Origin of the sequence: Rahnella sikkimica (assembly GCF_002951615.1) — a bacterium.
Lineage (GTDB): Bacteria > Pseudomonadota > Gammaproteobacteria > Enterobacterales > Enterobacteriaceae > Rahnella > Rahnella sikkimica.
Genome location: NZ_CP019062.1, coordinates 3969316 through 3983900 on the forward strand (window position 1 = coordinate 3969316; position 14585 = coordinate 3983900).

General features: G+C 50.8%; 10 protein-coding genes. 8 read left to right on the top strand and 2 right to left on the bottom strand.

From position 1 onward, the window contains the following. Positions 1–204 precede the first annotated feature (204 nt). The 8 genes from secE to rpoC all read left to right on the top strand — a co-directional run bounded on the left by secE (position 205) and on the right by rpoC (position 12388). Positions 205–588 (top strand): preprotein translocase subunit SecE, encoded by a 384-nt coding sequence (secE, locus tag BV494_RS18355; protein ID WP_034794996.1) that lies wholly within the window; start codon positions 205–207, stop codon positions 586–588. Then, the gene (gene nusG / locus BV494_RS18360; protein ID WP_104924131.1) at positions 589–1134 is read left to right on the top strand and encodes a transcription termination/antitermination protein NusG; all 546 of its coding nucleotides are present in this window, start codon (positions 589–591) and stop codon (positions 1132–1134) included. It abuts the gene before it with no gap. A gap of 180 nt (positions 1135–1314) precedes the next feature. After that, positions 1315–1743 (top strand): 50S ribosomal protein L11, encoded by a 429-nt coding sequence (rplK, locus tag BV494_RS18365; protein WP_104924132.1) that lies wholly within the window; start codon positions 1315–1317, stop codon positions 1741–1743. A gap of 3 nt (positions 1744–1746) precedes the next feature. Next, positions 1747–2451, top strand: coding sequence for a 50S ribosomal protein L1 (rplA, locus tag BV494_RS18370; protein WP_104924133.1), 705 nt, complete (start codon positions 1747–1749; stop codon positions 2449–2451). Positions 2452–2787: 336 nt separating this feature from the next. Continuing rightward, positions 2788–3285 carry a 50S ribosomal protein L10 gene (rplJ, locus tag BV494_RS18375; protein WP_104924134.1) on the top strand — a complete coding sequence of 166 codons (498 nt, stop codon included), beginning with the start codon at positions 2788–2790 and terminating at the stop codon, positions 3283–3285. A 66-nt stretch (positions 3286–3351) separates the two neighbouring features. Beyond that, positions 3352–3717: a 50S ribosomal protein L7/L12 gene (rplL, locus tag BV494_RS18380; protein ID WP_013577410.1), complete on the top strand. Its 366-nt coding sequence runs from the start codon at positions 3352–3354 to the stop codon at positions 3715–3717. A gap of 330 nt (positions 3718–4047) precedes the next feature. Further along, on the top strand, positions 4048–8076 hold the full coding sequence (rpoB, locus tag BV494_RS18385) for a DNA-directed RNA polymerase subunit beta (protein ID WP_104924135.1): 4029 nt from the start codon (positions 4048–4050) through the stop codon (positions 8074–8076). Positions 8077–8167: 91 nt separating this feature from the next. Next, positions 8168–12388 carry a DNA-directed RNA polymerase subunit beta' gene (gene rpoC / locus BV494_RS18390; protein WP_104924136.1) on the top strand — a complete coding sequence of 1407 codons (4221 nt, stop codon included), beginning with the start codon at positions 8168–8170 and terminating at the stop codon, positions 12386–12388. 241 nt (positions 12389–12629) lie between these two features. Here rpoC and thiH read toward each other — a convergent pair whose 3' ends face one another. Together thiH and BV494_RS18400 are read right to left on the bottom strand one after the other, a co-directional pair. Next, complete coding sequence (gene thiH, locus BV494_RS18395; protein ID WP_104924137.1) at positions 12630–13808, bottom strand: 2-iminoacetate synthase ThiH; 1179 nt, start codon at positions 13806–13808, stop codon at positions 12630–12632. Continuing rightward, positions 13805–14584: a thiazole synthase gene (locus tag BV494_RS18400; RefSeq protein WP_104924138.1), complete on the bottom strand. Its 780-nt coding sequence runs from the start codon at positions 14582–14584 to the stop codon at positions 13805–13807. The genes thiH and BV494_RS18400 overlap by 4 nt, the downstream gene beginning before the upstream one ends. Position 14585 lies beyond the last annotated feature (1 nt).

The window sequence follows — 14585 nt, forward strand, 5'->3', positions numbered from 1 at the left end:
GGCATCATTCGATGCCCTTTTTTCTACGCTGTGGCGCTAGAACCTATCTCATCAGCGATTTATACGTCATAATCACTGGTGAGATAGGCTCTGAGATATAGCGTAAAACACCGAATTGCGCTCAAGTAGAGCATCGATCGGTTTGGTTTGCCTCGCAATGCGAGGCAAAGTTGTTTGTTCTGAATCATTGTGACGGGTTGGTTTATGAGTGCGAATACCGAGGCTCAAGGGAGCGGGCGCGGCCTGGAAGCGGTAAAGTGGCTGGTTGTTGCCGTTTTGTTGGTTGTAGCGATTGTCGGTAACTATTATTACCGTGCATACAGCCTGCCGTTACGCGCGTTAGCCGTAGTAGTTATTATCGCAATTGCAGGCGCAGTGGCTTTATTGACCACCAAAGGCAAGGCGACAGTTGCGTTTGCTCGTGAAGCGCGCACCGAAGTACGTAAAGTCATTTGGCCAACGCGCCAGGAAACATTGCATACCACACTGATCGTTGCTGCGGTAACTGCCGTTATGTCTCTGATTCTGTGGGGGCTGGATGGTATTTTAGTCCGCCTGGTATCTTTCATTACTGGCTTGAGGTTCTAAATGTCTGAAGCACCTAAAAAACGTTGGTACGTCGTTCAGGCGTTTTCTGGCTTTGAAGGCCGCGTTGCGCAATCGCTGCGTGAGCACATCAAATTACATGACATGGAAGAATTGTTTGGTGAAGTCATGGTCCCAACGGAAGAAGTGGTTGAGATCCGTGGTGGCCAGCGCCGTAAAAGCGAACGAAAATTCTTCCCGGGTTATGTGCTGGTACAGATGGTGATGAATGACGCCAGCTGGCACTTAGTTCGCAGCGTTCCTCGTGTGATGGGCTTCATCGGCGGAACGTCAGATCGTCCTGCACCAATCAGCGATAAAGAAGTTGATGCGATCATGAATCGCCTGCAACAAGCGGGTGATAAGCCACGTCCTAAAACACTCTTTGAACCAGGTGAACTGGTACGTGTTAACGACGGTCCGTTTGCGGACTTCAATGGTGTGGTCGAAGAAGTTGATTACGAAAAGAGCCGCTTGAAAGTGTCTGTTTCCATCTTTGGCCGTGCCACACCGGTTGAACTGGATTTTGGGCAGGTTGAAAAAGGCTAACAACATCTTTCTAAATATTCATTAGAACAGATGTTGTACAAGGCGCGAAATTGAACTACAATTTCGCGCCTTTTGTTTTTATGTGCCGCCTTTGCACATAAAAAATGTAAAGAATAAAGTACTGCAAATAACGGGGAGCCTCTTCAAACAGGCGATATCACCCAAACGAGGATATTTACCATGGCCAAGAAAGTACAAGCCTACGTTAAGCTGCAAGTTGCAGCTGGTATGGCAAACCCAAGTCCGCCAGTTGGTCCAGCTCTGGGTCAGCAAGGCGTTAACATCATGGAATTTTGTAAGGCGTTCAATGCTAAGACTGAAAGCATGGAAAAAGGCCTGCCAACTCCTGTTGTTATTACCGTTTATTCTGACCGTTCTTTCACCTTCGTTACCAAAACCCCTCCTGCAGCAGTATTGCTGAAGAAAGCGGCTGGTATCAAGTCTGGTTCTGGCAAGCCGAACAAAGACAAAGTGGGTAAAGTAACGAGTGCTCAGGTTCGTGAAATCGCAGAAACCAAAGCTGCGGACATGACTGGTTCTAACGTTGAAGCGATGACTCGCTCCATCGAAGGTACTGCTCGTTCCATGGGCCTGGTAGTGGAGGATTAATAAATGGCTAAGCTGACCAAGCGCATGCGCGTGATCCGTGACAAAGTTGATGCTACTAAACAGTACGACATCACCGAAGCCGTTGCTCTGCTCAAAGAGCTGGCCACTGCTAAATTCGTAGAAAGCGTGGACGTTGCTGTTAACCTCGGCATCGACGCACGTAAATCTGATCAAAACGTTCGCGGCGCAACCGTACTGCCACACGGCACCGGTCGTTCTGTTCGCGTTGCCGTCTTCGCCCAAGGTGCAAACGCTGAAGCTGCTAAAGCTGCAGGCGCTGAACTGGTAGGTATGGAAGATCTGGCTGACATGATCAAGAAAGGCGAAATGAACTTCGACGTTGTTATCGCATCTCCAGATGCAATGCGCGTTGTTGGCCAATTAGGTCAGGTTCTGGGCCCACGTGGCCTGATGCCTAACCCGAAAGTTGGTACTGTAACGCCTAACGTTGCTGAAGCAGTTAAGAATGCTAAAGCAGGCCAGGTTCGTTACCGTAACGACAAAAACGGCATCATCCATACCACTATTGGTAAGGTTGATTTCGAATCCGACAAGCTGAAAGAAAACCTGGAAGCTCTGTTGGTCGCTCTGAAGAAAGCGAAGCCTTCTCAGGCTAAAGGCGTTTTCATCAAGAAAGTCAGCCTGTCCACTACCATGGGCGCGGGTCTTTCTGTTGATCAAAGCGGCCTGAGCGCTGTAGTTAACTAATTAACTACCTGCGTTTATCGCTTTACGCGGGCGATAGATTTGTCTAGAATCTATGGCCCGTTGTTTCGTTAATGCGAAACCAAGATTTTTCGGTTGGAGCCTGGCCTATCCAGGCCTCCGTCCAAGACCGCAGGTGTCCTGAAAGGGACTTAATTTTTCCTGCGTAGACGGTGACAGAGCCTGAAGAAAATATTTCTTTGTCTTTTTTATAAAGAATTAAGATTTGTCTTTACTGGATTCTCTGCTCACCGTGTTTGAACGCTTGATATCGATCTCGGTAACAAGCGATGTGAGTTCCGGGGATTTTCCCCGGCCAAATCCAGGAGCAAAAAGCTAATGGCATTAAATCTTCAAGACAAACAAGCGATTGTTGCTGAAGTCATCGAAGTAGCCAAAGGCGCGCTGTCTGCGGTTGTTGCGGATTCCCGTGGCGTAACTGTAGATAAAATGACTGAACTGCGTAAAGCAGGTCGTGAAGCTGGCGTTTACATGCGTGTTGTTCGTAACACCTTGATGCGTCGCGTCGTAGAAGGTACTCAGTTTGAGTGCCTGAAAGACACGTTTGTCGGTCCAACCTTGATTGCATTCTCTACTGAACACCCAGGCGCTGCTGCCCGTCTGTTCAAAGATTTCGCTAAAGCGAATGCAAAATTTGAGGTTAAAGCTGCGGCCTTTGAAGGTGAGTTTATCTCTGCGGCTCAAATCGACCGCTTGGCAACTCTGCCTACTTACGAAGAAGCAATCGCACGCCTGATGGCAACCATGAAAGAAGCCGCTGCAGGCAAATTGGTTCGCACTCTGGCTGCTGTACGCGATCAGAAAGAAGCTGCTTAATCAGCCTTTCTTTTCTCGTTCATTTGCTTACGTATACACTATTTCTGAATTCTAGGAACACTTGAAATGTCAATCACTAAAGAACAAATCATTGAAGGCGTTGCAGCTCTGTCTGTAATGGAAATCGTTGAACTGATCTCCGCTATGGAAGAAAAATTCGGCGTTTCTGCTGCTGCTGCTGTTGCAGGTCCTGCTGCTGCTGCTGAAGCTGTTGAAGAAAAAACTGAGTTCGACGTTGTTCTGGCTGCTGTTGGCGCGAACAAAGTTGCAGTTATCAAAGCTGTTCGTACCGCAACTGGCCTGGGTCTGAAAGAAGCTAAAGACCTGGTTGAGTCTGCTCCAGCAGCTCTGAAAGAAGGCATCAGCAAAGACGACGCTGAAGCTCTGAAAAAATCTCTGGAAGAAGCTGGTGCTTCTGTTGAAGTTAAGTAAGTTTAACTTCCCGGAGTGCAGTCTGTCCTAACAGACTGATGGCTGGTGACTTTTTAGTCACCAGCCTTTTTGCGCTATAGAGTGTCAGTGGTGTTTCACACTGTTTGAGCACTGAACTACTCTAATACCTCTTCTTGATACGCCTTAATATATTGCTGCCGCTTGCCTTGGCTCATCCAGGGATAATGCACAACGAAATGATTTAAGAGTGATAGAAACAGGTATTGCGGGAAGCGTTTCTGCTTTCCGGTCGACATAAACGGTGTTGCATGAACTGTCCTTCTCAGGGCAGACAAGATTGGGTCACTGATCAGCGAGCTGAGGAACCCTATGGTTTACTCCTATACCGAGAAAAAACGCATTCGTAAGGATTTTGGTAAACGTCCACAAGTTTTGGACATTCCCTTTCTCCTTTCTATCCAGCTTGACTCGTTCCAGAAGTTTATCGAGCAAGATCCGGAAGGCCAGCACGGTTTGGAAGCTGCATTCCGTTCTGTATTTCCAATCAAGAGCTACAGCGGCAATTCTGAGCTGCAATACGTTAGCTACCGTCTTGGTGAGCCAGTATTCGACGTTAAAGAATGCCAGATCCGTGGTGTAACTTTCTCCGCGCCACTGCGTGTGAAATTGCGTCTGGTAATCTACGAGCGTGAAGCACCAGAAGGTACGGTCAAAGACATCAAGGAACAAGAAGTCTATATGGGCGAAATTCCGCTCATGACCGAAAATGGTACCTTTGTGATTAACGGTACTGAGAGGGTTATCGTATCTCAGCTTCACCGTAGTCCAGGCGTATTCTTTGACAGTGATAAGGGTAAAACCCATTCATCGGGTAAAGTGCTGTACAACGCACGTATCATCCCTTACCGCGGTTCATGGTTAGATTTCGAGTTTGACCCGAAAGACAACCTGTTTGTACGTATTGACCGTCGCCGCAAATTGCCAGCGACCATCATTCTGCGTGCATTAAGCTATACCACTGAACAGATCCTTGACCTGTTCTTTGAGAAGGTGATTTACCAGATCCGCGACAACAAGTTGCAGATGGAGCTGGTACCTGAGCGCCTGCGTGGTGAAACCGCTTCCTTTGATATCGAAGCTGACGGCAAAGTCTATATCGAGAAAGGCCGCCGTATCACTGCACGCCATATTCGCCAGCTTGAAAAAGACGACATTCAGCGCATCGAAGTTCCTGTTGAGTACATCGCAGGGAAAGTCGTTGCTAAAGACTACATCGACACTAATACCGGTGAGCTGATTGTCCCTGCGAACATGGAATTGTCTCTGGATTTACTGGCTAAATTGAGCCAGGCCGGACACAAAACTATTGAAACGCTGTTCACCAACGATCTCGATCATGGCGCGTACATGTCCGAGACCATTCGCGTCGACCCAACCAGCGATCGCCTGAGCGCACTGGTTGAGATCTACCGCATGATGCGTCCTGGTGAACCACCAACTCGCGAAGCTGCTGAAAGCCTGTTTGAGAACCTGTTCTTCTCTGAAGATCGTTACGACCTGTCTGCAGTTGGTCGTATGAAGTTCAACCGTTCTCTGCTGCGTGATGAAATCGAAGGTTCAGGTATCCTGAGCAAAGACGACATCATCCAGGTAATGAGAAAGCTGATCGGCATTCGTAACGGCCAGGGCGAAGTGGATGATATCGACCACTTAGGCAACCGTCGTATTCGTTCTGTCGGCGAAATGGCTGAAAACCAATTCCGTGTAGGTTTGGTTCGTGTTGAGCGTGCAGTTAAAGAGCGCCTGTCTCTCGGCGACCTCGACACTCTGATGCCTCAGGACATGATCAACGCTAAGCCGATCTCGGCTGCGGTGAAAGAGTTCTTCGGTTCAAGCCAGCTGTCACAATTTATGGACCAGAACAACCCGTTGTCTGAGATCACGCACAAACGTCGTATCTCCGCATTGGGCCCGGGCGGTTTGACCCGTGAACGTGCTGGCTTTGAAGTTCGAGACGTACACCCGACTCACTACGGTCGCGTATGCCCAATCGAAACGCCAGAAGGTCCAAACATCGGTCTGATCAACTCCTTGTCTGTCTACGCACAGACCAATGAGTACGGTTTCCTGGAAACCCCTTACCGCCGTGTGCGTGAAGGTATGGTTACCGATGAGATTAACTACCTGTCTGCCATTGAAGAAGGCAACTTCGTAATCGCTCAGGCGAACTCCAACCTGGACGAAGAAGGCCACTTCCTGGAAGACTTAGTCACTTGTCGTAGCAAAGGCGAATCAAGCCTGTTTAGCCGCGATCAGGTTGACTACATGGACGTTTCCACCCAGCAGATCGTCTCCGTTGGTGCTTCTCTGATTCCATTCCTGGAACACGATGACGCCAACCGTGCATTGATGGGTGCGAACATGCAACGTCAGGCAGTTCCAACTCTGCGCGCTGATAAGCCGCTGGTAGGTACTGGTATGGAACGTGCTGTAGCGGTTGACTCCGGTGTTACTGCCGTAGCCAAACGTGGCGGTATTGTTCAGTACGTGGATGCATCCCGTATCGTTATTCGTGTTAACGAAGAAGAGATGTACCCGGGCGAAGCAGGTATCGACATTTATAACCTGACCAAATACACCCGTTCTAACCAGAACACCTGCATCAACCAGATGCCGTGTGTGAATCTGGGCGAACCCATCGAGCGCGGTGACGTGCTGGCAGATGGTCCGTCAACAGATCTGGGTGAACTGGCACTGGGTCAGAACATGCGTGTCGCGTTCATGCCTTGGAACGGTTACAACTTCGAAGACTCCATCTTGGTCTCCGAACGTGTTGTGCAGGAAGACCGCTTCACGACCATCCATATCCAGGAACTGGCATGTGTGTCCCGTGACACCAAGTTAGGGCCTGAAGAGATCACCGCTGACATCCCTAACGTGGGTGAAGCTGCGCTCTCCAAACTGGATGAATCCGGTATCGTTTATATCGGTGCTGAAGTAACCGGTGGTGACATTCTGGTCGGTAAAGTTACACCTAAAGGTGAAACTCAGCTGACTCCGGAAGAGAAACTGCTGCGTGCGATCTTCGGTGAGAAAGCGTCTGATGTTAAAGACTCTTCTCTGCGTGTACCAAACGGCGTTTCCGGTACGATTATTGACGTGCAGGTCTTCACCCGCGATGGCGTGGAAAAAGACAAACGTGCGTTAGAAATCGAAGAAATGCAGCTGAAACAGGCTAAGAAAGACCTGACTGAAGAGCTGCAAATCCTGGAAGCTGGCCTGTTTGCACGTATCCAGTCTGCGCTGGTTGCTGGCGGTGTTGAAGCTGACAAGCTGGGCAAATTGCCTCGCGATCGTTGGTTAGAACTGTCACTGACTGACGAAGACAAACAGAATCAGTTGGAACAGCTTGCTGAACAGTACGACGAACTGAAATCCGAGTTTGAGAAAAAACTCGAAGCTAAGCGTCGTAAAATCACTCAGGGCGATGATCTGGCACCGGGTGTGCTGAAAATCGTTAAAGTGTATTTGGCGGTTAAACGTCAAATCCAGCCTGGTGACAAAATGGCAGGCCGCCACGGTAACAAAGGTGTTATCTCCAAGATCAATCCGATCGAAGATATGCCTTACGATGAAAACGGGACTCCTGTTGATATCGTACTGAACCCGCTGGGCGTTCCATCACGTATGAACATTGGTCAGATTTTGGAAACCCACCTGGGTATGGCCGCGAAAGGTATTGGTGAAAAAATCAATGCCATGCTGAAGAAACATGAAGAAGTTTCTAAGCTGCGCGAGTTCATCCAGCGTGCCTATGATCTGGGCGACGACGTACGTCAGAAAGTTGATCTGACCACCTTCACCGATGATGAAGTATTGCGTCTGGCAGAGAACCTGAAAAAAGGTATGCCAATCGCGACACCAGTCTTCGACGGTGCGAAAGAGACAGAGATCAAGCAACTGCTTGAAATGGGCGGCGTCCCAACCTCTGGCCAGATCACACTGTTTGACGGCCGTACCGGCGAGCAATTTGAGCGTCAGGTTACCGTCGGCTACATGTACATGCTGAAACTGAACCACCTGGTTGACGATAAGATGCACGCGCGTTCTACCGGTTCTTACAGCCTCGTTACTCAGCAGCCGCTGGGTGGTAAAGCTCAGTTCGGTGGTCAGCGCTTCGGTGAGATGGAAGTGTGGGCACTGGAAGCATACGGTGCCGCTTATACCCTGCAGGAAATGCTGACGGTTAAGTCCGATGACGTTAACGGCCGTACTAAGATGTATAAAAACATCGTAGATGGCGATCATCGTATGGAACCAGGCATGCCGGAGTCCTTCAACGTACTGTTGAAAGAAATCCGTTCTCTGGGTATCAACATCGAGCTGGAAGACGAGTAAGTACTCGAATTCGCAATGATCACAGGGGCACCTGTCTGGCTGGAGACAGTCAGCAGGTGCCTAACAGGTCTAACCCGACGGGAGCTAATCCGTGAAAGACTTACTAAAGTTTCTGAAAGCGCAAACTAAGACCGAAGAGTTTGATGCGATCAAAATTGCTCTGGCATCGCCAGACATGATCCGTTCTTGGTCTTTTGGTGAAGTTAAGAAGCCAGAAACCATTAACTACCGTACGTTCAAACCAGAACGTGACGGCCTTTTCTGCGCCCGTATTTTCGGACCAGTAAAAGACTACGAATGCCTGTGCGGTAAGTACAAGCGTTTAAAACATCGTGGCGTGATCTGCGAGAAGTGCGGCGTTGAAGTGACCCAGACTAAAGTACGCCGTGAGCGTATGGGCCACATCGAACTGGCTTCCCCGACAGCACACATCTGGTTCCTGAAATCGCTGCCTTCGCGCATCGGTTTGCTGCTGGATATGCCACTGCGTGACATCGAACGTGTTCTGTACTTCGAATCCTATGTGGTTATCGAAGGCGGCATGACTAACCTCGAAAAACGCCAGATCCTGACTGAAGAGCAGTATCTGGATGCGTTGGAAGAGTTTGGTGATGAGTTCGACGCGAAGATGGGTGCTGAAGCTATTCAGGCTCTGTTGAAAAACATGGATCTGGAAGCGGAATGCGAACAACTGCGTGAAGAGTTGAACGAAACCAACTCCGAAACCAAACGTAAGAAGCTGACCAAGCGTATCAAGCTGCTGGAAGCGTTTGTTCAATCTGGTAACAAACCAGAGTGGATGATCCTGACCGTGCTGCCTGTTCTGCCACCAGACTTGCGTCCATTGGTTCCGTTGGACGGCGGCCGTTTCGCAACGTCGGATCTGAACGATCTGTATCGTCGCGTGATCAACCGTAACAACCGTCTGAAACGCCTGTTGGATCTGGCTGCGCCAGACATCATCGTACGTAACGAAAAACGTATGCTGCAAGAAGCGGTAGATGCTTTGCTGGATAACGGCCGTCGCGGTCGTGCAATCACCGGCTCTAACAAGCGTCCGCTGAAATCTCTGGCAGACATGATTAAAGGTAAACAGGGTCGTTTCCGTCAGAACTTGCTGGGTAAACGTGTCGACTACTCTGGTCGTTCCGTTATCACCGTAGGTCCATACCTGCGTCTGCACCAGTGTGGTCTGCCGAAGAAAATGGCACTGGAACTGTTCAAACCGTTCATCTACGGCAAATTGGAGCTGCGTGGCCTGGCCACCACTATCAAAGCCGCTAAGAAAATGGTTGAGCGCGAAGAAGCTGTCGTTTGGGATATCCTGGACGAAGTTATCCGCGAACACCCGGTACTGCTGAACCGTGCACCAACCCTGCACCGTTTAGGTATCCAGGCGTTTGAACCGGTTCTGATCGAAGGTAAAGCAATTCAGCTGCACCCGCTGGTTTGTGCGGCCTATAACGCCGACTTCGATGGTGACCAGATGGCTGTTCACGTACCGCTGACGCTGGAAGCCCAGCTGGAAGCGCGTGCGCTGATGATGTCTACCAACAACATCCTGTCACCTGCGAACGGCGAGCCAATCATCGTTCCTTCTCAGGACGTTGTATTGGGTCTGTACTACATGACTCGTGACTGTGTTAACGCCAAAGGCGAAGGCATGGTTCTGACCGGTCCTAAAGAAGCTGAGCGTATTTATCGCGGCGGTTTGGCCTCTCTGCATGCGCGTGTCAAAGTGCGTATTACCGAAGAGATCAAAAATACCGAAGGCGAAGTTACGCACAAGACGTCGATTATTGACACGACTGTCGGTCGCGCCATCCTGTGGATGATCGTGCCAAAAGGTCTGCCGTTCTCTATCGTCAACCAGCCTCTGGGCAAAAAAGCTATCTCCAAAATGCTGAACACCTGTTACCGCATTTTGGGCCTGAAGCCGACCGTTATTTTTGCTGACCAGATCATGTACACCGGTTTTGCTTACGCTGCCCGTTCAGGCGCGTCAGTCGGTATCGATGACATGGTAATCCCTGCGAAGAAAGCAGAGATCATCGAAGAAGCAGAAACCGAAGTTGCTGAAATCCAGGAACAGTTCCAGTCTGGTCTGGTCACTGCTGGCGAACGCTATAACAAAGTGATCGACATCTGGGCTGCGGCCAACGAACGTGTTGCTAAGGCAATGATGGAAAACTTGTCTGTTGAAGACGTCGTCAACCGTGACGGTGTTGTTGAACAGCAGGTTTCCTTCAACAGTATCTTTATGATGGCCGACTCCGGTGCGCGTGGTTCTGCTGCACAGATTCGTCAGCTGGCCGGTATGCGTGGCCTGATGGCTAAGCCGGATGGTTCCATCATTGAAACGCCAATCACCGCGAACTTCCGTGAAGGTCTGAACGTACTCCAGTACTTCATCTCTACTCACGGTGCGCGTAAAGGCTTGGCGGATACCGCACTTAAAACGGCTAACTCCGGTTATCTGACCCGTCGTCTGGTTGACGTGGCACAGGATCTGGTTGTTACCGAAGACGACTGTGGGACTCACGAAGGCATCATGATGACTCCGGTCATCGAAGGTGGCGACGTTAAAGAACCACTGCGCGAACGTGTATTGGGTCGTGTAACTGCAGAAGATATCATCAAGCCGGGTACGGCAGATATCCTGGTTCCACGTAACACCCTGCTTCATGAGAAGACGTGTGATCTGTTAGAAGAAAACTCCGTCGACAGCGTGAAAGTACGTTCAGTCGTAAGTTGCGAAACCGACTTTGGTGTTTGTGCAAACTGCTACGGTCGCGACCTGGCACGTGGTCACATCATCAACAAAGGTGAAGCGATCGGTGTTATTGCAGCACAGTCCATCGGTGAACCGGGTACTCAGCTGACGATGCGTACGTTCCACATCGGTGGTGCGGCATCTCGTGCGGCTGCTGAATCCAGCATCCAGGTGAAAAACACCGGTACCATTAAACTGAGCAACCACAAGCACGTTAGCAACTCTAACGGCAAACTGGTTATCACTTCCCGTAACACTGAGCTGAAATTGATCGACGAATTCGGTCGTACCAAAGAAAGCTATAAAGTGCCTTACGGTTCCGTGATGGGCAAAGGTGATGGCGCATCTGTTAACGGCGGCGAGACCGTTGCTAACTGGGATCCGCACACAATGCCAGTTATCAGTGAAGTGAGTGGTTTCATTCGCTTTGCCGATATGGTTGATACTCAGACCATTACCCGTCAGACAGATGACCTGACCGGTTTGTCCTCTCTGGTTGTTCTTGATTCTGCAGAACGTACTGGTAGCGGTAAAGACCTGCGTCCGGCACTGAAAATCGTTGATGCTAAAGGCGACGACGTATTGATCCCAGGTACAGATATGCCTGCTCAATACTTCCTGCCAGGTAAAGCGATCGTTCAGCTGGAAGATGGTACTCAGATTCACTCGGGTGACACCCTGGCGCGTATTCCTCAGGAATCCGGCGGTACCAAGGACATCACCGGTGGTCTGCCACGCGTTGCTGACTTGTTCGAAGCGCGTCGTCCGAAAGAGCCTGCAATCCTTGCTGAAATCAGCGGGATCATCTCCTTCGGTAAAGAAACCAAAGGCAAACGTCGTCTGGTAATTTCTCCGTTGGATGGCAGCGATGCTTACGAAGAAATGATTCCAAAATGGCGTCAGCTGAACGTGTTCGAAGGCGAAGTTGTGGAACGTGGTGACGTCGTATCCGACGGCCCTGAGTCTCCACATGACATCCTGCGTCTGCGTGGTGTTCATGCGGTTACCCGCTACATCACCAACGAAGTGCAGGAAGTTTACCGTCTGCAAGGCGTTAAGATTAACGATAAACACATCGAAGTTATCGTTCGTCAGATGTTGCGTAAAGGCACCATCGTTAGCGCGGGTGGCACAGACTTCCTGGAAGGCGAGCAGGCAGAAATGTCTCGCGTTAAAATCGCTAACCGTAAGCTGGAAGCTGAAGGCAAAATCACGGCAACCTTTAGTCGTGACCTGCTCGGTATCACCAAGGCATCCCTGGCGACCGAATCCTTCATCTCTGCTGCGTCGTTCCAGGAAACCACGCGCGTTCTTACCGAAGCGGCTGTTGCCGGTAAACGTGATGAACTGCGTGGCCTGAAAGAGAACGTTATCGTGGGTCGTCTGATCCCAGCCGGTACCGGTTACTCTTACCATCAGGAACGTGCACGTCGTAAAGCACAGGGTGATGTGCCAGTCGCACCGCCAGTGAGCGCGGATGAAGCAACGGCTAACCTGGCTGAATTGCTGAACGCAGGTTTCGGTAACAACGACGAGTAATCGTCCGCTGTCGAAACGTATCAAGCCGCTCCTTCGGGAGCGGTTTTTTTTTGCCTGAGATAACGATGTGTTGGTTTTACGGATGAATAAATAGAGAGGAGCCGGAACAGGAAACTGGATGATAACCTGTTCCGGCTGGTTGGAAGCAGCGCCGGGATGCGTGGCGCTGGCCGGCTGCGATGATGCAGCGACAACGGCACGGTAACCTTCCCGGCGTGCAGGCGCGAGGGGCAAAATCGCTTTATGGAATATGCATTCCCGAGAGATTATCGGGTTGCAGTCTGGCGACATTTTCCTGCGGCGCACGCCCCAAAAAACTGTCCCAGTCTTTCCATACCGGCTGCAATCCGGCCTGCGTTAAGGCCGCCGCTACCCGCTGCGGTGAGCGGTTATCATGTGGCGCGAATTGTTCCAGTTCCGGATGATCGTCTGCGTAACCGCCCGGCTGTGTTTTGGATCCGGCGCTGACCGTGTTGATCGCCAGAGGAATGACGTGATCACGGAAATACGGTGATTCGCGTGTCGACAGGGAAAGCTCGACATCCGGCGACAGCATCCTGAAAGCGCAAATCAGCTGCACGAGCTGGTTTTCCTCCAGTAACGACGCCGGTTCGATTCCGCCGGTACATGGACGCAATCTTGGAAATGCCACCGAATAGCGGCTTTGCCAGTAGGTTCGTTGCAGATAAAGTAAATGCTCGGCCACCATATAACTGTCAGTTCGCCAGTTTCCGGAAAGCCCGAACAACGCTCCGAGCCCGATCTTATCGATTCCCGCACGTCCCAGCCGGTCAGGGGTTTCCAGCCGCCAGAAGAAATCCTGTTTTTGCCCGCGCAGATGATGCAGCGCATACGTCGGCGCGTGATAGGTTTCCTGATAAACCAGAACACCGTCCAGCCCCAGCGTTTTTAACTCGGCGTATTCTTCCTGCGGCAGCGGCTGCACTTCAATCATCAGTGAATCAAAATGGCTGCGGATTGCCGGGAAATGTCGGCGGAAATAATCCATGCCGACCTTCCCTTTATGCTCGCCCGTTACCAGCAACAGGTGTTTGAAGCCCAGTGCATTCAGCGCCTCACATTCAGCGCTGATCTCCTCTTCGTCCAGGGTTTTGCGTTTGATCTTATTGCTCATCGAAAAGCCGCAGTACGTACATTCGTTGGCGCAAAGATTGGAGAGATAAAGAGGCGCAAAGAAATTCACGGTATTGCCGAAACGCTGGCGCGTGAGTTGTTGCGCCCGCTGCGCCATTTCTTCGAGATAGGGCAATGCGGCCGGAGAAATCAGTGCCATAAAATCATCACGGTCGATTTTGTTCCTGCTCAGCGCCCGCTCAACATCCTGGGCCGTTTTACTGTTAATTCTCAGAGAAATATCGTCCCAGTCGAGCGTTGACCAGACATCGGTGAAGTTACTCATAAGGTTGCCTGCGGGGAAGTCAGAAATCCGGTCAGCGGGCTGGATGCGCTGGCATAACGTTGCTGTCCACCTAATCCACTTTGACGGGCAAGCAGGCCCGATTCAACGGCCAGACGAAATGCCGTCGCCATGGAAATCGGATCGCGCGCAACGGCAATCGCCGTATTCACCAGCACGGCATCCGCGCCCATTTCCAGCGCTTCTGCGGCCTGACTGGGTGCGCCGATCCCGGCATCAACCACAACGGGCACCCGCGACTGTTCGATAATAATTTGCAGGAACTCACGGGTTTGCAGCCCCTGATTTGAGCCAATCGGTGAGCCGAGTGGCATGACTGCGGCACATCCGGCTTCTTCGAGTCGTTTGCACAACACCGGGTCAGCGCTGCAATAAGGCAAAACCACAAAGCCCTGTTTCACCAATATTTCTGCGGCCTTCAGGGTTTCGATGGCATCGGGCAGCAGATATTTCATGTCCGGATGGATTTCCAGTTTTACCCAGTGCGTGCCCAGCGCTTCGCGTGCCAGTCGGGCGGCAAAGACCGCTTCTTCTGCCGTTTTTGCGCCGGACGTATTGGGCAACAAGCGCACGCCAAGTTGCTGCAAAGGCGAAAGAATGTCATCCCCGCCGCGCCTCAAATCGACGCGTTTCATCGCCATCGTCACCAGCTGAGAACCGGATGCCGCCAGTGATTGCTGCATCAAAGACGCATTAGCGAATTTTCCTGTCCCGGTAAAAAGGTGTGAGGTAAACGTAGCATCAGCAATTTTTAACATG